This is a genomic window from Thauera sp. SDU_THAU2, from assembly GCF_038260575.1.
In the GTDB taxonomy this organism is placed as follows: Bacteria; Pseudomonadota; Gammaproteobacteria; order Burkholderiales; family Rhodocyclaceae; genus Thauera.
Map to the genome: position 1 here is coordinate 1,858,788 of NZ_JBBWUN010000003.1, position 17,504 is coordinate 1,876,291.

Below are 17,504 nucleotides of genomic sequence, written 5' to 3' on the forward strand. Positions count from 1 at the left end.
AGGCGAGCGGCGCGACCTGGGCCAGCACCAGGCCACCTGCGGTGGCTTTCAGGAATCGACGACGATCACTGCTGTTGAGAATTTTGCTCATGGCGTACTCCTATCGACGCAAGACGTCCGGGGATCGGGGACGGCGTGGCGGCCCGCGGGCCGCCGCTGGTTGTGCCGCCGCCCCGCCAGGGGGCGGGATCGGCGGCGGGTCCGGAGGATTACTTTTGGCGCTTGGCCAGGAAGGCGGCCATCATCTGCTGCGGCTCGCCGGACCTGTAGGCGTCGGCGTGGATGCGGATCGCGGCGTCGATGGTCTCGCGGAAACTCGCCTCGCTCATCTCGCGGAAGCGCTGCTTGTCCAGACGCATCGTGACGGGCGGCTTGGCAGCCAGTTCGCGCGCCACTTCGAAGGCACGGGCCATCACCTGATCCTGCGGCACCAGATGGTGCAGGATGCCGATGTGGCGGCATTCCTCGGCATCCATCAGGCGGCCGGTGAGGGTCAGCTCGATGGTGCGCGACATGCCCAGGACCAGGTTCATGATCCAGGGGCCAGTAACGCTGGCGATACCGGAATTGATCTCGGGCTGGCCCATCTTGACGCCGGGGTGGCCGACGCGCACGTCACCCAGCAGCGCCACCTGGAAGGCCGAGCCGGCGGCGGTGCCGTTGAGCGCCATGATCAGCGGCTTGTCCAGGCTGCGCAGGGTGTCGTAGTACTCCTCCCAGGTGCGGATCCAGGCTTCGGAGTCGGTCTCGTCGAAATGCTGGGCCTCCTCCAGGTCCTGGCCGGCGCAGAAGGCACGGTCGCCGGCACCGGTCATGATGATGGCGCGGGTGGCCGCGTCGGCATTGAAGGCGCGCAGCGCCTGCATGATCTCGGCGCGCATGGCGCCGTTCCAGGCATTGAGCTTCTCCGGACGATTGAGCCGGACCAGCCCGATGTTGTCGTGTTGCTCGGTTTCGATGAATTGATAGGTACTCATGTTTGCTTCTCCGTTGCGCCGATAGAACTGTATTTTTATAAAATATAAATCTGTGTAATGAAGATAGAAAATAAGTGAATACCCTAACGAACGGCGCAAAAAACAGGAAAATATCGCCTCACTTCGCGCCTGACAGGCATCTCGGAGGCGTCCCCTCAGCCAGGAAGTTCGTTAATTTATTTCTATACACTAAAACAATACTGAATTTTCCGATGAAACAGGACATCCTTAGCACGAGCTGTGCCAGGCCTTGAATCGGCTTGAAACCCCGTTTTCAGGGGTCGGTGCCCTGGTTCGCCAGGTGACCGATGCACCTGAGAGGTGAGTTGCAGCTCGGCCGTGCCTGCTCATGGTGCAAAGGCAAGATTTATTTATTTTTATGCAATAAGATACGCACCAAGAAAGAACGCCCGATCCGAGCCCATGCCAAGAAAGCCTTCCTCCCCTCCCCCACGCTCTCCGACCCTGCCGCCGGCGCCGAGGAAAAGCGCAGCAAGAGCGGCGACCCGCGGTCGTCGCCGCTCTTCGTAAACTCGGTGGAGAAAGCCTTCCAGATCCTGGCCGTCTTCGGCCCCAGCCGCAGGCAGCTCACGCTCACCCAGATCGTCGCGCAGTCGGGCATGGACATGAGCTCGGTCCAGCGCTTCACGCACACGCTGGTCACGCTCAACCTGCTCAGAAAGGATCCCCGCAGCAAGTCGTACGAGCTGTCGCCCGGCATCCTGAGAATGGCGCACCAGTACATATCGTCGAACGACCTGGTCAGCCGGGCCATGCCCTACCTCCAGCACCTGGCCATGGAAACCGAGGCAGCGGTCAACCTGACCATCCTGGACGGCACCGACATCGTCTATCTGCAGCGCATCGTGAGCCGCTACGTGCTGTCGCCGGAAATCATCATGGGCACGCGCCTGCCCGCCTACTGCACCTCGTCGGGCCTGGCCATGCTGGCCGCACTTCCCCGTCACGAGGCCGAGGCCATCCTGGACCGCTCCCAGCTCATCAAGTACACCCGCCATACGGTCAATGACCGCGAGCAGATCCTGGCCCGGCTCGACACCATCCGCGACCTGGGCTATTCCCACGTGGAAGACGAGATGTACCTCGGCGACATCGCGCTGGGCGTCGCCATCACCGATTCGAGCAACAAGGTCGTCGGCGCGATCAACATCGGCATCGCCCGCCCGCAATGGAAGGGCGAGGAAGACAAGGAGAACATGCTGTCGCTGCTGATCGCGGCAGGACGCGCGATTTCCAGCCGGGGATGACGCCGGAGGCGGCGCGTGGATGAGCCTGGCGGCCGCTTGCCGACCTGCCTGCGCTCAATTCACGGTGGCGGCGTCAGAAGTTGTGCCGCAGCATCAGGCTGGCTTCGGTCTGGCGGAAACCGAAGGCCCAGTCCAGGTTGCTGCGGTTGATGCTGTGGCGCAGCCGCAGCTCGGGCACCAGCCCGGCGATCTTCCAGCCGTTCGCGCCCAGGCTGGCGATGTAGATTTCCTGTTTGTCGTGCCGCCGCGCGCCAGGAAGCCGTCGAAGGCGTCGTTGCGGATCTCGCGGTAGATGCCCAGCAGGTTCACATACATGCCCGCCTCGCCGGCAAACTGGTGGTAGACGCCGGCGCGCAGCGTCCACTCCTTGCTGCTGGCCTGCGCCACCTCGTATTTCTTGCGCGTTGCGTCGATGCCGCCGTGGATCGAGGTGACGGGCGTAGGCATGTAGCTGGCGAACAGGCTGGCCTGGTACTGGTCGTAGTCGCTGGTGATCCGCAGCGCCCGGTCCTTGTGGTGGTAGCGCCGGGTGTCCAGCGAGCCGCCGATCTGCCATTGGTTGTCGAGCGCGTGGCGCCATTCCAGTTGCAGGCTGGGGGCCAGGTAGTTGGTGTAGCCGTCGCGGTAGTAGTGCTCCACGTAGGGCAGCATGCTGACGCTGTTTCGCGCATCCAGATACTGGTAGCCCAGGTACAGCAGCGCGGTGTTGCTGCTGTAGTCCTTCACGCCCATCAGGGCCTGGGGATCGTCGTGCCGGTAATGGCTGCCGTAGCTGACCGGCCGCAGCAGCAGGTTGTGGTTGCCGCTCAGATTGAAGCGGCGCTCCAGCGCCAACTCGTAGTTCAGCATGGCGGAGCCGATGGGGTCGGGCATCTTGCGCTCGAACAGGCAGATGCCCCAGAACTCGCTCAGGCAGTCGCGCGAACCGTTGGTCTGGTTGATGTTGTCGTTGTAGCCCATGCCGAAGGCCAGGTTGCCGTGCCAGCCGGCGCGCGCATCCAGTGCCGACAGGTATTGCTCGGTCAGCACGCGGCCGTAGTCCGGCAGGGTGCTGCTGCGGGCCAGCTCGAAGGTGGCACGGGCATCGGCGTCGCGGTTGTCCTCGAACTGCAGACGGGCCAGTTCCAGCTGGATGCGCGCATCGCCGGGGTTGGCGGCATGGGCGCGACTCAGGTGTTCCAGCGCCTGGCCGTAGAGGCCGCGATGGCGTGCCAGCAGGCCGTTGGCCATGTCCACCAGTTCGGGGCGGTAGTCGCGCAGCAGGCGGTAGCGGCCGACGAACTCCACCAGCCGGTCCCATTGCCCGGTGTTCAGGGCGATGTAGATGGCGGGTTCCAGGTCCTGCAGATTGTTGCCTACCTCGTAGATCCTGCCCTCGTGTACCACGGTGCCGGGCGGGGCCACCAGCGACTCCACCGGCTGCATGCGGCGCTCGGCGGTACGGCGTGTCTGATCGAGCAGGAAGCGGGTGTCGTCATCGTCGGCACGGGCCGTGGAGAAGGGCAGGCAGGCCAGCAGCAGGCACAGCACGGCGGCGCGGTGTTTGGGCATGGGCCAGGGATTTCCGGGGATGATATGGATCGGTGCGGGTATAGGGATAGCGGCCGGGCCGAGGCCAGACGCAACGTAGGTTGGCGCTGAGCGCAGCGACGCCCAAGCTACGGATAGAATGGAGGCCAGCGGACCGGCCTCCATGGTTGCCTGCTTACGTCAGATCAGGAGGCATGCGTTACTGGCGCGTGCCACCGAAAGCAACGTTGGTGCCGGATCCGCTGCCTCCGGTGTAGATGCCGGCCAGCGCGCTGGCGCTGTTGTAGAACCGGCCTGTGATCGTCCCCGTGGTGTTGCTGAACGTGCCGTTGGAGCTGATGGCGGTCGGGTTGGTGGAGGGACTGAAGTTCACGCTTTGGGTGCTGCTGCCGACGGTGCGGGAAATGGTACCGGTGAGCGTTTTCGAGCCGCTCGGCGAGTAGTTGGCGGTCAGCACGCCCGTGTAGAGATTGGGCGCGTGCGGCAAGCCGCCGCCGAGCGTCGTGCCGGCAGCGTTGGTGCCTGTCTGGCGAATGCCGACCACGTCGTACTTGGCATTGGTCAGCGACGGCATGCTGCTGACGGCATTGTCACCCACGTACCATACGGTGCGGCCGCTGTTCGTCATGTTCAGGTTGGTGCTGTCGCCCGTGCTCGGCGTACCGCTCACGGTCGGCGACCACTCGCCGAAATACACCGCGCTGCCCGGCGTGTTGCCCTTCAACTGGCCGATCACCAGGCCACCGAACTGCGGCCACGGCGCGGCCTGCGCATACGAAACCTGACGCAGGCTGTGGACGTTGGCCACGGCGTTCTGGTTGTTGTACCAGACTTGGGCGATCGGCGTGGGAGGGGTAGTTCCCGGCAGAGGAGCGTAGAACGGCCCGGCCGAATTGGCCGTCGCGTAGGTGGTTGCCTGGTTGATCGGCGCGGCGGCGATGTTCACGTAACCCGACATCACGCCATCCGAACGCAGCATGCTGATCCCTGCGAATCCGGTCGGAGATCCGGGAGGAAATGCGGACGGGCCGACCTGGACGTTGGCCGTGTTCGAGGAGCCGCCCTGCACGTTGGGCGCCTGCGCGAAGGCCGGCGCGGCAGCAGCGAGGGACAGCACGGCGGTGGCAATCACAGTCATCTTCATACCATTTCTCCTGAGAGTTGAGCACTGCGAAAATCTGGTTTTTCACGAAAACCAGCAAAAGGCGGAAATCAGAAGCGGAACCCCAGGTCCAGCATCACCGTGCGCCCCGGCCCCGGCACCGCCGTCCGGTTCAGCGGGTCGAGGTAATAGCGGTCGGTGAGGTTCTCCACCGACAGGCGCAGCGTGGCGTGGCGGTCGAAGCGGTATTCGGCGTACAGGTCGATGAGCTTCACCGGCTGCCAGTCATAGGGCCGGATGGTGCCGGTGGTGATGTTCAGCGGGTAGGCGTAGCCGGACGCGCTTTCGCCGTTGTAGCGACGCAGCAGGCGTTCGAGCTTCTTGTTCTCGGTGCTGCTGTGGTAGCGCAGGCGCACGCCCAGATCGAGCCTGCGCTCCAGCAGGCGTGCGCCCAGGTCCAGGTTGATCGAATAGCGGGGCTGCATGCTGGCGAACGACAGGGTGCCGGGGAAGCCGCCTTCCATGCATTCCGGCAGGCGGCTGTAGTGCGGGTCGAGGAACACCGCGTAGTCCTTGTCACACATCTCCTGGCGCTCGCGCCAAGTGGCGCCCAGGCCGCCGTAGAAGCGCCCGGTGTCGAAGCGGCTCTGCAGTTCGACGCCGCTCATGACCTTGCGGTCGAACTGGACCATCGCCATGTTGATGGTGCGGTCGTAGAAATCGCGGATGGTGTTGTGGAAGTAACTCAGCTTGACGTCCGCGCGCCGCAGTTCGGGCAGCAGGCCGCTCAAGTCGTGGGAATAGCCGACCTCCCAGGCTTCGTTACGCTCCGGCTTGGGCGAGGAATAGAGGAATTCCCCGCCGACGATGCCGGTCCGGTTGGCGATCTCCAGGATGCTCGGAAAGCGAGGCATGCTGGAATAGCGCGCATACACCCTGCCACGCTCGCCCAGCAGATAGGAGGCTGCAAACATGGACGACCACGCGTGTGCGCGCTGTGTTTCAGGGCGCTTCCACTGGTCGTCGGGCGTCTGGGTGACGAAGCTGCCGCCGAAACCCTGGGGTAGCGGCTGATATTTCTGGTAGGTGCCGACAACCCCTTGCGGGTTCTCCGCCGTTTCGTTGATGTCGATGCTGCCGTTGTGGAAGGGGTTCTGCCCGCTGTCCGGCTTGCCATCCTTCAGTGGTACCTTACTGGACAGACCATCAACATAATAAACGCCACTACCATCCTCCGCAGAATTCAAGAAAGCGCAACCAGCATCGCAGCCGATGGATGCCCTGTAATCGCCCAGAATCTGTATATAGCGGCTTTTCTCTTCGTCGGTCAGTTCGAAGAGCGGCGGGATTTCGTGGTCCTCTCCCGTCTCCTCGTCAGTAACCCAGTCCGGCTCAGAGTATCTCAGCTTGTGATAGGCCTCGGCCGCAGCATCGTCCATGAGCACGCGCCACTGCAGCAACTGGTGCGTGTTCACCGCGGTGCTCTTCCACAATTCGTCGCGCTCGGCGCGGCGCTTGTCCAGTTCGTCGTCGTAGGCCCAGTAGGCGCCGTAGCGCGTGCCAGCACTCAGCTGCAGGCGGTCGGTGGCCCGCCATTCGACGAGGGTACCCACTCCGTATTCCTGCCGCCGCCCGGAGGCCGGGCCGAACTTGGCGGGCGCCGGACCGACGCCCATGACTGAGGTTTCCACCGGCTGGTGGTCCTTCTGCCGTTCGTGCTGCCAATCGGCGGTGGCGGTCAGCGCCAAGCGGTCGGAGAATCGGAAGCGGTTGCTGAGGTCCACCCCGCTACGGGTCGAGCGGGTCTGGATTTCGTTGCCGATGAACACCGTGTACTGGTCGTCGGTATTCGGCCCCTTCGCGGGTTCCGGCGCACCGATCAGGGCAGGATTCGAGCAGAAGCTGCTGCTGTAGTTGCAGGAAACCCACTGATCCCAGGCCGAATCTCTGGCTTTCACCTGGTAGGTGAAATCGCCGTCCTGGTAGCGCCGGCTCCTGCTGTCCGTCTGCCACAGCCCGACCTCCAGGTCGATCCAGCGAGAATCGGCCGGCTTCCATTCATAGCCCACCCGGTAGATGTCCTGGTCGATGGTGGTGAGCGGAAAAGGGTACTGGATGAGGCTCTTCCCCTGGTCGAGATATCGGTCCTGATCCAGCCGGTAGATGTAGTCCGCCGTGATCGAGGACGGCAGTTCGGCGAAGTTCAGGTCGTTGCGGGTATAGCTGAAGCTGAGCTTCTGGCCGTCAGGCAGTTTCCAGTTTGTTTTCAGCAGCAGGCTTTCCAGTTCGGTACTGGTATAGGGCACCTCCCAACCGGGCGCGAACAGGCGGGCGATGTTGGGGTACATGCCCTTGGCGTTGTTGAGGATGGTGGCGTTGGTGCGTTCGTTCTGCATGTAGTCACCAGCCCCTTTCTTGCCCGCGAAGTAGTTGCCGCGCCGGGTGTTGCTGTAGGCCGCCAGCACATCGAAGATTTCGTGCCTGTAGGCCCCGGCGAGGAACAGCCTGCGGTCATCCAGGTTGAACAGACGGGTGTCGCTGCGGCTGCGCCGCCTGGCCTGCGGCTCCAGGAACAGCAGGCCGGGGACATCGAACGGCCCCGCGGTGACTGCACGGTGGATGTCGCGGTAATCCTTGCCGACCAGGCTGTGCGCGTCGGTGGAATCCTTGATGGAATTGCTGGAGGTGCCCAGCTTGATTTCCGCCCCCAGTTGCGGCCGTCCTCGACGATGTCGTCGGCGTCGATGGTGCGGATGTTGACCGCACCGCCGATGCCACTCTTCAGCCCACGCGTCATCGACGGACCTTTTTCCACCTCGATGCTGCGGAACAGGTTGGGATCGACGTAGTTGCGGTTGTTGATGCCCTGCCGCCCCATCCATACGTCGATGGACTGCACGGTGCCGTCTACGGTGACCGGAATGCGTCCGTTGCCGGACAGCCCGCGGATGTTGGGGTACAGGGCGGCGCCGTTGCGGTTGTCGCTGTTGTATACACCATTGACGCCGGCGAACACGTCCCCCACCGAGACGCCGCGATAGCGTTCCATGTACTGGCGATCGACATAAGCATTGGAAATATCCTTCTCATACACATTGTCATGCCCCACCTCGTCCTTGGTCCGTTCGCCCGTCACCAGAACGCTTTTCATCTCGGTCGCATTGCGGGCGGGGTCGTCTTCACCGGCAATGTCGGGCAGCAGCGGGCGCAGCACGTAGCGGTTCGCTGCGATGGCGACGGCCTGCAGGCCGCTGCCGGCAAGCAACTGGCGGAAGCCCTCGCCCACTGCATGGCTGCCCTGCACGCCGCTGGAATGCCGCCCCTGCAGCGCCTGGGCATCGAAGGACAGCAGCACGCCCGCCTCGCGCGCGAAGCGGTTGAGCACTTCGGCGAGCGGCCCGGGGCCGATGTCGTAGCTGCGCACACCCTGTTGCTGAGTCGTGCCGGCGGTTTGTGCCTGGCTGGACTCCGGGGCCAGGAAGGCCGCCAGGATGCACAGCAGCGTGGCATTGAGGCGGAGGTTTCGCCGTCCATGGCTGGAGAAGCGGCGGGACGAAGGGGGGTGTTTGCGGACTTGGGCGACTCCGGGCATCTCGATTCCAGTGAATGAGTGAAGTTAATGAGAACTATTACAACTGGAAGGACACGCGAGCTGCGCCGAAAGTGCACCCGAAGGCATCGATGATTCGAGCGGAATTTTCTACGGCCCGGCGACGGTGCCGGGATGAGGCCGCGAACCCGGCCGGCCTGCGCTGCAAAATGGTCCGGGAGACCTGCGCAGTTGCGTCAGGGTTTTGAAGCGGGCAGCACGGTCGCGTAATAGCGCGTGAAGCTTCGCACCCGGACGGGGAAGGCATCGGCCAGCATGGCGAGCGCCTCGTCGGTATCGTCCAGCGGGAACACACCGGATACGCGCAGCCGGGCAAGTCCGGAATCGAAGCCCAGGTAGCCCTTGCGGTGGCGCGAGAGTTCGGCAATGAAGTCCGGCAGCGGCATGTTCACGACACTGAGCCGCCCCTCCCGCCAGTCGCCCGCCCCTGCCGGCTGCATGTGCGGTGCGCCGGCACTGTGGCTGTCGAAGACGATCTCCTGCCCTTCGGACAGGCGGACGGGCTGCGCCATCGACAGCAGCGGACGCACTTCGACCGCGTCCTGCAGCACCTGCACGCTGGAATGGTCGCCATGCAGCCTGACCACGAAGCGCGTGCCCAGGGCCCGCACCCTGCCATGCGGGGTATGCACGACGAAGGGGCGCGCGGCGCCGGGGAGCTTGTCGGGCCGAGTCTCGACGAGGATTTCGCCCGCACGCAACAGGATGCCGCGCTCGCTGGGGCCGAAGGCAAGGTCCATGGCGCTGCCGGTGTTCAGGTACAGCAGCGAGCCGTCGGCCAGCACCTGCCGGCTGCGCTCGCCGGTGCCGGTGCGCAGGCCGGCATGCAGCTCGGGCGAGGACAACTGGCGCCAGGTCCCGGCGCCCGCCAGTCCGGCACAAACCAGCACCACCGCGCTGCGCAGCACCGCGCGCCGCGAAGTCTTCTGCGCCAGCACCGGCGAGGCAAGCCTGCCGGGGACCTTGTCGAACAGGCTGCGGACCTCCTGGATCCGCGCCCATGCCTGGCGGTTGGACGGACAGGCGTCGAGCCAGCCCTGCCAGCGGCGGCGATCCTGTTCGGTGGCGTCTTCCGCCTGCAGGCAGGCATACCAGAAGGCGGCTTCTTCGATGGAGCTGGAGGACTTATTCACACCCTGCCCCGCTTTCACGCCGGCATGCGGGAGCGCTGTGCGAGATGGCTTTGGTATTCACGGCATCATCTCGCAGCAATGCACCATCGCGCGCGCCACGTAGTTCTTGACGGTACGCAGCGACACGCCGAGGCGTTCGGCGATCTGCGCATACGGAATTTCCTCGAACTGGGCGAGCAGGAAGGCCTGCTTGACCTTGATGCCCAGGCCATCGAGCATCTGGTCGATTTCCAGCAGCGCTTCCTTCATCAGCGCCTGGGTTTCGAGCGAAGGGATTTCGTCCTGCGGCAGCGTTGCCAGCACTTCGAGATAAGCGCGTTCGATCGACTGGCGGCGGTAGAAGTTGGCCATCAGCCGTCCGGCGACGGTGGCGAGGTAGGCCCGTGGTTCGCGCAGCGCCATCTGCACATTGGCATGTGCGCACAGCACGCGGATGAAAGTGTCCTGGGCCAGGTCGTCGGCATCGGCCTTGTTGCCCATCCTGGCGCGCAGCCACGCACTCAGCCAGCGATGATTGTCGTGGTAGAGCGTTGCGACATCCTGCGCGGGCGCGCCAGCCTCGGTCATACCCATGATAGGACTGTATCAGGCCATCAAGATGATAACGCTTCTCATTATACATCCACTTGCCGCCGCCGGCTCCTGTTTTCTTTGGCTGGAAGCCTGCCGGCAGTGTTGCAAGGATCGTACAGCAGCCACATCCGGGAGTTAGAATTTATGGTTTTCCGCCCCAGCCGTACACCGGAGTCTCAGCAATGCCCGCCGCCCTGACCGAAAACCTCAACATCGCCGCCTTCGATCACATGCCCTCGCCGGAGGAGATCAAGGCCAGCGTACCGCTCACCGAGCAAGCCGCAGCTTCGGTCGTGGCCGGACGCAGAGCGCTGATGGACATCCTCGATCGCAAGGATCCGCGCGTCTTCGTCGTCGTCGGGCCGTGTTCGATCCACGACCCGGTGGCCGGGCTCGACTATGCGCGCCGGCTGAAGAAGCTCGCCGACGAGGTGTCGGACGTGCTGCTGCTGGTGATGCGGGTGTACTTCGAGAAGCCGCGCACCTCGACCGGCTGGAAGGGCTTCATCAACGATCCCTTCATGGACGACTCCTTCCGCATCGACGTCGGCATGGAGCGTGCGCGCAAATTCCTGCTCGACGTCTGCGAGACCGGCCTGCCGACCGCCACTGAGGCGCTCGACCCGATCGCGCCGCAGTACTACGGCGACCTGATCTCGTGGACGGCGATCGGCGCCCGGACCTCCGAATCGCAGACCCACCGCGAGATGGCCTCGGGCCTGTCGACGCCGGTCGGCTTCAAGAACGCCACCGACGGCGACCTCGACGTGGCGATCAACGCGATCATCTCGGCGGCCAGCCCGCACAGCTTCCTCGGCATCAACAGCCACGGCAAGTCGGCGATCACCCGCACCCGCGGCAACCACTACGGCCACGTCGTGCTGCGCGGCGGCGGCGGGCGGCCGAACTACGACACGGTGTCGGTGTCGCTGGCCGAACAGGCGCTGGCCAAGGCCAAGCTGCCGCAGAACATCGTCGTCGACTGCTCGCACGCGAACTCCTGGAAGAAGCCCGAATACCAGCCGCTGGTGATGAAGGACGTGATGCACCAGATCCGCGAAGGCAACGAGTCGGTGGTCGGCCTGATGGTCGAAAGCAACATCGAGGCCGGCAACCAGCCGATTCCCGCCGACCTGTCGCAGCTCAAGTACGGCTGCTCGGTGACCGATGCCTGCGTGGGCTGGGACACCACCGAGGAGATGATCCGCAATGCGGCGGCGATGCTGCGCGAAGTCGTGGGCAGGCGCGGAGCATGCGCATGAATCTCGTCGTGCTGGCCGAGGACGTCGACAGCATTGCGCTGAAAAACGTCGCCAAGCTGACGGGCGCGCGCGAGATCGAGCAGATCACGCCACGCTCGTTCCGTCTGGTCGCCGCCCAGGCCCATCCCGACCTGGCGAAGACCTGCGCCGCGGGCGGCCTGGACCATGCCTGGCTGCCCGACGGCCGCCAGTTGCGCGACTTCGGCCTGTTCGTCACCGACATGGATTCGACGCTGATCAACATCGAATGCATCGACGAGATTGCCGACATGCAGGGCCTGAAAGCCCAGGTCGCCGAGATCACCGAAGCGGCGATGCAGGGCGAGATCGATTTCCGCGAGTCGCTGACCCGCCGCGTGTCGCTGCTGGCCGGCTTGCCCGAAAGCGCGCTGGAAGAGGTTTACGTCCATCGCCTGCAACTGAACCCCGGCGCCGAACGGCTGATGAAGGGCCTGCAGCGCGCCGGCATCCGCACGATGCTGGTGTCCGGCGGCTTCACCTACTTCACCGAACGCCTGAAGCAGCGCCTGGGCTTCGACCATGCCCATGCCAACGAGCTCGAAGTGGCCGGCGGCCGCCTGACCGGCCGCGTGGTGGGCGGGATCGTCGACGGCGAGGCCAAGGCGCACCATCTGCTGCGCCTCCGCGATGCGCTCGGCCTGGAGCCACGGCAGGTGATCGCGGCCGGCGACGGCGCCAACGACATCCCGATGCTGAAAGCCGCCGGCTTCGGCGTCGCTTTCCACCCCAAGCCGGCACTGCGCCAGGTGGCGGACTGCTGCATCGAGCACAGCGGGCTGGACGGGGTGCTCGACCTCTTCGGCTGAGGCGCTTCAGCCTGCGGCCAGCGCAGCGCTGGCCGCTTCCTCGCGCAGCCGCCCCGCCGTCATCCGCAGCACGCGCGCGCAGCGGCGGGCGAGCGACTCGTCGTGGGTGACGAGGATCAGCGTGGTACCGGCCTCGCGGTTGAGCGCGAACATCAGTTCGATGACGGCGCGGCCGGTTTCGGCGTCGAGGTTGCCGGTCGGCTCGTCGGCCAGCAGCAGGCGCGGATCGGGGGCGAAAGCCCGCGCCAGCGCGACGCGCTGCTGCTCGCCGCCGGACAGGTGCTTGGGATAGTGGCGCAGCCTGCTTTCCAGGCCGACGCGCTGCAGCCATTGCGTGGCCACTTCGCGCGCCTGCGGCACTCCGGCCAGTTCCAGCGGCAGCATCACGTTCTCCAGCGCGGTCAGCGCCGGCAGCAACTGGAAGGACTGGAACACGAAACCGATGGCCTCGCCGCGCAGCGCCGCGCGCGCATCCTCGTCGAGGGCGAAGAAGTCCGTGCCCTGCAGCCTGACCGAACCGTCCGATGGAACGTCCAGCCCGGCGAGCAATCCCAGCAGCGTCGATTTGCCCGAACCCGACGCGCCGACGATGGCGACCGACTCGCCCGCGCCGACAGCGAAGCCGACATCCTGCAGAATGTGCAGATCACCCTCGCCGTCGGCCACCTTCACGCGCTTCGACAAGCGCTCGACTTCGATGACCGGAATGGAGATTTCAATGCCGCTGCGATCCATCGCTACCTTCTTTGTCATGCTGCTGTTCATGAGTGCCGCCCAGGCGGCGACGATCCTGGTGTGGGGCGACAGCCTGTCCGCCGGCTACGGCCTGAAGCCCGGCGAAGCCTGGCCCACCTTGTTGCAGACGCGCCTGGAGGAAAAAGGGTTCCGCCATACCGTCGTCAATGCCAGCGTATCCGGCGAGACTTCGGCCGGCGGCCGCTCGCGCCTGCCGGCCGCGCTCGAACGCCACAAGCCCGACATCGTCATCCTCGAACTCGGCGCCAACGACGGCCTGCGCGGCCTGAAGCCGCAACTGCTGGCCGAGAACCTCGAAGCGATGATCGCCGCATCCCGCGAAGCCGGTGCCCGGGTGCTGCTGATCGGCATGCAGATGCCGCCGAATTATGGTCCCGCCTACACCCGCCGGTTTGCCCAGGCTTTCGACGAAGTCGCCAAGGCCCAGCAGGTGCCACTCGTTCCCTTCCTGATGGAAGGCTTCGCCGACCAGCCCGAGCGCTTCCTCGCCGACGGCATCCATCCCACGGCCGACGCGCAGCCGCTGGTGCTGGATACGGTGTGGAACGGCCTGGAGCCGATGCTGGGCAAGCGCTAGCGCAGCCTCAGACCACCGTCACGATCGCTTCGCCCGCCACCATCCGCCCGATCACCGTGCCGGGCTCGCCCTGCGCGCCGGCGATCTCGGCCTGCACCGCTTCCAGCGCGCTTTCGTCGCAGGCGATCAGCAGGCCGCCCGAAGTCTGCGGGTCGGTGACGAGCTTTGCTGCCATTCCGGCGCGCTCTCCGGCAGGCGCACACCGCTGCCGTAGCTGGCCCAGTTGCGCGTCGAGGCGCCGGTGGCGATGCCGTCCCTGACCAGGGCCGCGGCTTCGTCGATGAGCGGCAGCGCGTCGATGCGCACTTCCGCGCCCAGCTTGCCGCCGCGGCACATTTCCAGCAGGTGGCCGGCCAGGCCGAAGCCGGTGACGTCGGTGACGGCATGCACGCCGTCCAGCTCGGCAAGCGCGGTGCCGGCGCGATTCAGCGTGGTCGTCCAGCGAACCATCTGCCGATAGCCCTGCGGCGACAGCAGCCCCTTCTTCAGCCCTGCCGACAGGATGCCGATGCCGAGCGGCTTGGACAGCACCAGCACGTCGCCATCGCGCGCGCCGGCATTGGTCTTGACCTTGGCCGGATCGACCACACCCAGGCCGACGAGGCCGTAGATCGGCTCCAGCACGTCGATCGAATGGCCGCCGGCGATCGGGATGCCGGCCTCGCGGCACACTTCCGCTCCGCCCTGCAGGATCTCGCCGATGACTTCGCGCGGCAGCTTGTCGAGCGGCATGCCGACGACGGCCAGCGCGAAGATCGGCGTGCCGCCCATCGCATAGACGTCGGACAGCGCGTTGGTGGCGGCGATGCGGCCGAAGTCGCGTGGATCATCGACGATCGGGGTGAAGAAATCGGTGGTGGCGACGACGGCCTGGCGCTCGTTCAGCCGATACACCGCGGCGTCGTCCGAAGTATCGGTGCCCACCAGCAGTTCGGCCGGCACCAGGCCGGCCGGCATCGCCGCGAGCAGTTCGGTCAGCACGCCGGGCGCGATTTTGCAGCCGCAGCCGCCGCCGTGGGAAAATTGCGTGAGTTTGATTTCGTTCATATCCGGAAAGAGGAGCAGCGGGCGCGCGGGGAGGATTGGAAACGTGCCTGCAAAAACATGAGAAAAGGCGTCGCGACCGTAGCACAGCTATCCGGCTTTGACGAGATCATCGATGCCCGCAGCCCGGCGGAGTTCGCCGAGGACCGCATCCCCGGCGCAATCAACCTGCCTGTGCTGGACAACGAACAGCGCATCGCCGTCGGCACCCTGTACAAGCAATCCCCCTTCGAGGCCCGCCGGCTGGGCGGTGCGCTGGTCGCAGAAAACATCGCCCGCCATCTCCAGGGCCATCTCCAGGACAAGCCGAAAAAATGGCGGCCACTGGTGTATTGCTGGCGCGGCGGACAGCGCAGCGGCTCATTCACGACCTGGCTGCGCATGGTGGGCTGGGACGCCCATCAACTGGAAGGCGGCTACAAGGCCTTTCGCCACCACGTCATTTCCGAGATCGAGCACTACGCCTCGGCGCTGCGCTGGCGGGTCGTCTGCGGCCCCACCGGCAGCGCCAAGACGCGGGTGCTGGAAGCGCTGGCGCGCGCCGGCGCCCAGACGCTGGACCTGGAAGAGCTCGCTGCCCACAAGGGTTCGGTGCTCGGCGCCCTGCCCGGCCGGCCGCAGCCCGCGCAGAAGCACTTCGAGACTCGGTTATGGGCCAGGATGGCGGCGCTCGACCTGGCACGCCCGGTGCACGTCGAAGCCGAAAGCCGCAAGATCGGCGCAGTCTTCGTGCCCGAGCCACTGATCCTCGCGATGCGCCGCGCGCCCTGCATCGCCATCGAAGCCAGCCGCGGGGCGCGGCTGGAATTCCTGGTGCGCGACTACGCCTACCTCGGCGACGACATCGCCCGCCTGCGGGCCAACATCGACCGCCTGGCCCAGTTGCAGAGCCGCAGGACCATCGAGCACTGGCATGCGCTGGCCGAAGCCCGCGCCCTGCCCGAGCTGTTCGGCGAACTCATCGACCTGCACTACGACCCGCTCTACCGCCGCTCGCAGCACGGCAACTACGCCGGCTTCGGCGATGCGCCGCGACTGGAAACCGATGACCTGAGTCCAGCCGGCATCGATGCGCTGGCGCGGCGGATACTGGCGCTCGGCAGCGTGGGCGATCCGCCTTCGGCCTGAGCAGCCGGTCACGGCGCCTCCCATGTCCCGGCCGCAGATCCCCGCCAGTGCGGGCCGGCGGACATCAGCGGGGAACTTCGAAGCTGAGCGTGGCCGTGTGGCGCACGTCGTCGTACTTCCTGCCGTCGACCGTCACGCTGCCATTGTTGACCCGGGCGGTGACTTCCAGCACGTACAGCCCCGGGAAGGCGGGCGTGAAGCTCACCGTGCCGTCCTTGGCCGGCGTGAGCACGCGGTACCAGCCTTCGCTGGTATCCACGTTCACCTGGCTGGCTGCCACCGGACGGCCCTTGAACATCAGGCGGAAGGTGTTGCCGCCCGGCTCGGTGGGTACGAGTTCCAGATCGTTGACGGCCTGGGTTTCCGTGCGGCCGAAGCGGGCCTGGTAGTAGGTCAGCACGCCGTCCGGCCCGGGGCGCGTCGCGGCGAAGCGCACATCGCCCGCGCCACCCTCGGCAAGGCTGAAATGGTCGGCGGCCTGCTCGTAGGCGGCACTCCTGCCCTCGGCAAGCACCACCTTGGTGTCCTGCAACGCAGGCAGCCTGCCGAGCGGCTTGTGCAGTTCGCCCGCATAGACCCTGGTCCGGCCGCCTTCGGCTTGCAGCCAGAGATAGTCCGCGTGGGCGAGCGAGGCGGCAAGCGCACCGGCGGCGATGGCAAAGCACACGCCGATCCGGCGAAGAACCTTGTGTTTGGGCGAACGGGACTGCTGCATGGGCTCTCCTGCCTCCTGTTTTTACTGCGTACGCATCCAGCGCGGCATGCGGCCGGGCGGCGGTACGGTGATCTCTTCCTGTTCGACCGTGACCTGCAAGCCGGGGCCGATGTCGAACAGCACGTAGAAAGGCTGTTCAGGCTTCTTGAATGTCCACGTGGAATCCGCCCCCAGCTTGCCTTCGAGCAGCGTGCCGCCATCGACGGCGATGACTTCCATGCGCGAATCCGGCATCTCGTCGCCATCGTTGGTCGCGCCCCGGCAGCGCACGCTGCCCTCGTCGAGCAGGAAGCAGCGCGCCACCGGCTCGTGGGCAGCAGCTCCCGCGCAGCCCAGCGCCAGGCCGAGGGCCAGCAGCCAGCGGAGGATACGGTGTTCAGTGCCTTGCATGTTTGCTCCGCTGTTCGTCGAACCACGCCACGGTGGCGGGAGAGGCCCGGTCCATGCGCATCATGGTCTGGTGGACGCTGCCGTCCTTGCCCACCACGGTGAGCCACAGTTCGCTGTCCGCCCGTGTCGTCGACGGCAGCGGAATCTCCACCCGCCGCTCCCAGCGCTGGCCCATGAAAGCCATGCCGGTCGCGCGCTCCGAGCGCGGCTTGTTCACCTTCAGGTAGGACGCGCTGGATGTCGTCGTCGCAGGCCTCGCAGAAGCGCAGGCGGAACTCCTTCATCGGCACGTCCATCTCCATCACCTCCGGCACGTCGCGATGGGCCTCGGCAAAGGTGAACGGCCACGGCCCCACTTCGCCCTGGATCGCATCGGCGCGCTTGAGCAACTGGACTTCCTCACCGGCGAGGCCGGCCGAGAACACCGCGACCGTGGCGACCAGCAAGCCGGCGGCGATCCAGCGGCGGACACGGGGTTCGGCAACGACATCAGCCTCTGTCTCTGTCGGCTCGAGTTTCGCTCTGCCGCGCCCGGCGTGCTCACGTGGCTTCGGCTGCCAGGGCCACTTGGGGAAGGCGAACACCAGCGCCAGCGCCGCCACGCTCAGCCAG

Annotated in this window: 16 protein-coding genes and 1 pseudogene; 5 read left to right on the forward strand and 12 right to left on the reverse strand. The window is 65.8% G+C overall.

From position 1 onward, the window contains the following. Positions 1-209 precede the first annotated feature (209 nt). Complete coding sequence (locus tag AAFL97_RS10065) at positions 210-977, reverse strand: enoyl-CoA hydratase/isomerase family protein (RefSeq protein WP_341644782.1); 768 nt, start codon at positions 975-977, stop codon at positions 210-212. Positions 978-1,303: 326 nt separating this feature from the next. On the opposite strand from AAFL97_RS10065, the gene AAFL97_RS10070 reads away from it, so the two are divergent. Further along, a complete protein-coding gene (locus tag AAFL97_RS10070) occupies positions 1,304-2,245 on the forward strand; it encodes an IclR family transcriptional regulator (RefSeq protein WP_341644783.1) in 942 nt (313 codons plus the stop codon). Between the two features lie 93 nt (positions 2,246-2,338). Here AAFL97_RS10070 and AAFL97_RS10075 read toward each other — a convergent pair whose 3' ends face one another. From AAFL97_RS10075 to AAFL97_RS10100, 6 genes are all read right to left on the reverse strand, one after another. Further along, positions 2,339-3,796, reverse strand: a complete 1,458-nt coding sequence (locus tag AAFL97_RS10075) for a porin family protein (RefSeq protein WP_341644784.1) — start codon at positions 3,794-3,796, stop codon at positions 2,339-2,341. A 178-nt stretch (positions 3,797-3,974) separates the two neighbouring features. Then, on the reverse strand, positions 3,975-4,919 hold the full coding sequence (locus AAFL97_RS10080; RefSeq protein ID WP_341644785.1) for a hypothetical protein: 945 nt from the start codon (positions 4,917-4,919) through the stop codon (positions 3,975-3,977). Positions 4,920-4,987: 68 nt separating this feature from the next. Next, positions 4,988-7,225 (reverse strand): TonB-dependent receptor domain-containing protein, encoded by a 2,238-nt coding sequence (locus AAFL97_RS10085; RefSeq protein ID WP_341647135.1) that lies wholly within the window; start codon positions 7,223-7,225, stop codon positions 4,988-4,990. After that, on the reverse strand, positions 7,144-8,469 hold the full coding sequence (locus tag AAFL97_RS10090) for a TonB-dependent receptor (protein WP_341644786.1): 1,326 nt from the start codon (positions 8,467-8,469) through the stop codon (positions 7,144-7,146). The genes AAFL97_RS10085 and AAFL97_RS10090 overlap by 82 nt, the downstream gene beginning before the upstream one ends. Before the next feature lie 194 nt (positions 8,470-8,663). Next, complete coding sequence (locus AAFL97_RS10095) at positions 8,664-9,620, reverse strand: FecR domain-containing protein (protein WP_341644787.1); 957 nt, start codon at positions 9,618-9,620, stop codon at positions 8,664-8,666. A gap of 57 nt (positions 9,621-9,677) precedes the next feature. After that, positions 9,678-10,193, reverse strand: a complete 516-nt coding sequence (locus AAFL97_RS10100; RefSeq protein WP_341644788.1) for a sigma-70 family RNA polymerase sigma factor — start codon at positions 10,191-10,193, stop codon at positions 9,678-9,680. A gap of 182 nt (positions 10,194-10,375) precedes the next feature. Here AAFL97_RS10100 and AAFL97_RS10105 point away from each other — a divergent pair, with 182 nt between their 5' ends. Both AAFL97_RS10105 and serB read left to right on the forward strand, forming a co-directional pair. Then, complete coding sequence (locus AAFL97_RS10105) at positions 10,376-11,455, forward strand: 3-deoxy-7-phosphoheptulonate synthase (RefSeq protein WP_341644789.1); 1,080 nt, start codon at positions 10,376-10,378, stop codon at positions 11,453-11,455. Further along, positions 11,452-12,282 (forward strand): phosphoserine phosphatase SerB, encoded by an 831-nt coding sequence (gene serB / locus AAFL97_RS10110; RefSeq protein ID WP_263459728.1) that lies wholly within the window; start codon positions 11,452-11,454, stop codon positions 12,280-12,282. The genes AAFL97_RS10105 and serB overlap by 4 nt, the downstream gene beginning before the upstream one ends. A gap of 6 nt (positions 12,283-12,288) precedes the next feature. On the opposite strand, the gene AAFL97_RS10115 is transcribed toward serB, so the two are convergent. Beyond that, complete coding sequence (locus tag AAFL97_RS10115; protein ID WP_341647136.1) at positions 12,289-13,017, reverse strand: ABC transporter ATP-binding protein; 729 nt, start codon at positions 13,015-13,017, stop codon at positions 12,289-12,291. Here AAFL97_RS10115 and AAFL97_RS10120 point away from each other — a divergent pair. Then, entirely contained in the window at positions 13,001-13,615 is a 615-nt protein-coding gene (locus AAFL97_RS10120; protein ID WP_341644790.1) for an arylesterase, read from the forward strand. The genes AAFL97_RS10115 and AAFL97_RS10120 overlap by 17 nt on opposite strands. Before the next feature lie 7 nt (positions 13,616-13,622). On the opposite strand, the pseudogene selD reads toward AAFL97_RS10120, so the two are convergent. Continuing rightward, a pseudogene (gene selD / locus AAFL97_RS10125) lies at positions 13,623-14,662 on the reverse strand (selenide, water dikinase SelD). A gap of 57 nt (positions 14,663-14,719) precedes the next feature. Here selD and mnmH point away from each other — a divergent pair. Beyond that, entirely contained in the window at positions 14,720-15,787 is a 1,068-nt protein-coding gene (gene mnmH / locus AAFL97_RS10130; RefSeq protein WP_341644791.1) for a tRNA 2-selenouridine(34) synthase MnmH, read from the forward strand. A 64-nt stretch (positions 15,788-15,851) separates the two neighbouring features. Here mnmH and AAFL97_RS10135 read toward each other — a convergent pair whose 3' ends face one another. From AAFL97_RS10135 to AAFL97_RS10145, 3 genes are read right to left on the reverse strand one after another with little or no spacing between them, the layout of a single operon-like run. Then, positions 15,852-16,502, reverse strand: coding sequence for a hypothetical protein (locus tag AAFL97_RS10135; protein ID WP_341644792.1), 651 nt, complete (start codon positions 16,500-16,502; stop codon positions 15,852-15,854). Positions 16,503-16,523: 21 nt separating this feature from the next. Continuing rightward, entirely contained in the window at positions 16,524-16,892 is a 369-nt protein-coding gene (locus AAFL97_RS10140; RefSeq protein WP_341644793.1) for a RodZ domain-containing protein, read from the reverse strand. Further along, positions 16,879-17,076: a hypothetical protein gene (locus tag AAFL97_RS10145; RefSeq protein ID WP_341644794.1), complete on the reverse strand. Its 198-nt coding sequence runs from the start codon at positions 17,074-17,076 to the stop codon at positions 16,879-16,881. The genes AAFL97_RS10140 and AAFL97_RS10145 overlap by 14 nt, the downstream gene beginning before the upstream one ends. Positions 17,077-17,504 lie beyond the last annotated feature (428 nt).

Excerpts from the sequence above, each read along its gene's own strand:
- AAFL97_RS10065 (WP_341644782.1), bottom strand. The coding sequence starts at position 977 with ATGAGTACCTATCAATTCATCGAAACCGAGCAACACGACAACATCGGG.
- AAFL97_RS10075 (WP_341644784.1), bottom strand. The coding sequence starts at position 3,796 with ATGCCCAAACACCGCGCCGCCGTGCTGTGCCTGCTGCTGGCCTGCCTG.
- AAFL97_RS10080 (WP_341644785.1), bottom strand. The coding sequence starts at position 4,919 with ATGAAGATGACTGTGATTGCCACCGCCGTGCTGTCCCTCGCTGCTGCC.
- AAFL97_RS10085 (WP_341647135.1), bottom strand. The coding sequence starts at position 7,225 with ATGTACCCCAACATCGCCCGCCTGTTCGCGCCCGGTTGGGAGGTGCCC.
- AAFL97_RS10090 (WP_341644786.1), bottom strand. The coding sequence starts at position 8,469 with ATGCCCGGAGTCGCCCAAGTCCGCAAACACCCCCCTTCGTCCCGCCGC.
- AAFL97_RS10100 (WP_341644788.1), bottom strand. The coding sequence starts at position 10,193 with ATGGGTATGACCGAGGCTGGCGCGCCCGCGCAGGATGTCGCAACGCTC.
- AAFL97_RS10105 (WP_341644789.1), top strand. The coding sequence starts at position 10,376 with ATGCCCGCCGCCCTGACCGAAAACCTCAACATCGCCGCCTTCGATCAC.
- serB (WP_263459728.1), top strand. The coding sequence starts at position 11,452 with ATGAATCTCGTCGTGCTGGCCGAGGACGTCGACAGCATTGCGCTGAAA.
- AAFL97_RS10120 (WP_341644790.1), top strand. The coding sequence starts at position 13,001 with ATGCCGCTGCGATCCATCGCTACCTTCTTTGTCATGCTGCTGTTCATG.
- AAFL97_RS10115 (WP_341647136.1), bottom strand. The coding sequence starts at position 13,017 with ATGGATCGCAGCGGCATTGAAATCTCCATTCCGGTCATCGAAGTCGAG.
- mnmH (WP_341644791.1), top strand. The coding sequence starts at position 14,720 with ATGAGAAAAGGCGTCGCGACCGTAGCACAGCTATCCGGCTTTGACGAG.
- AAFL97_RS10135 (WP_341644792.1), bottom strand. The coding sequence starts at position 16,502 with ATGCAGCAGTCCCGTTCGCCCAAACACAAGGTTCTTCGCCGGATCGGC.
- AAFL97_RS10140 (WP_341644793.1), bottom strand. The coding sequence starts at position 16,892 with ATGCAAGGCACTGAACACCGTATCCTCCGCTGGCTGCTGGCCCTCGGC.
- AAFL97_RS10145 (WP_341644794.1), bottom strand. The coding sequence starts at position 17,076 with ATGGCTTTCATGGGCCAGCGCTGGGAGCGGCGGGTGGAGATTCCGCTG.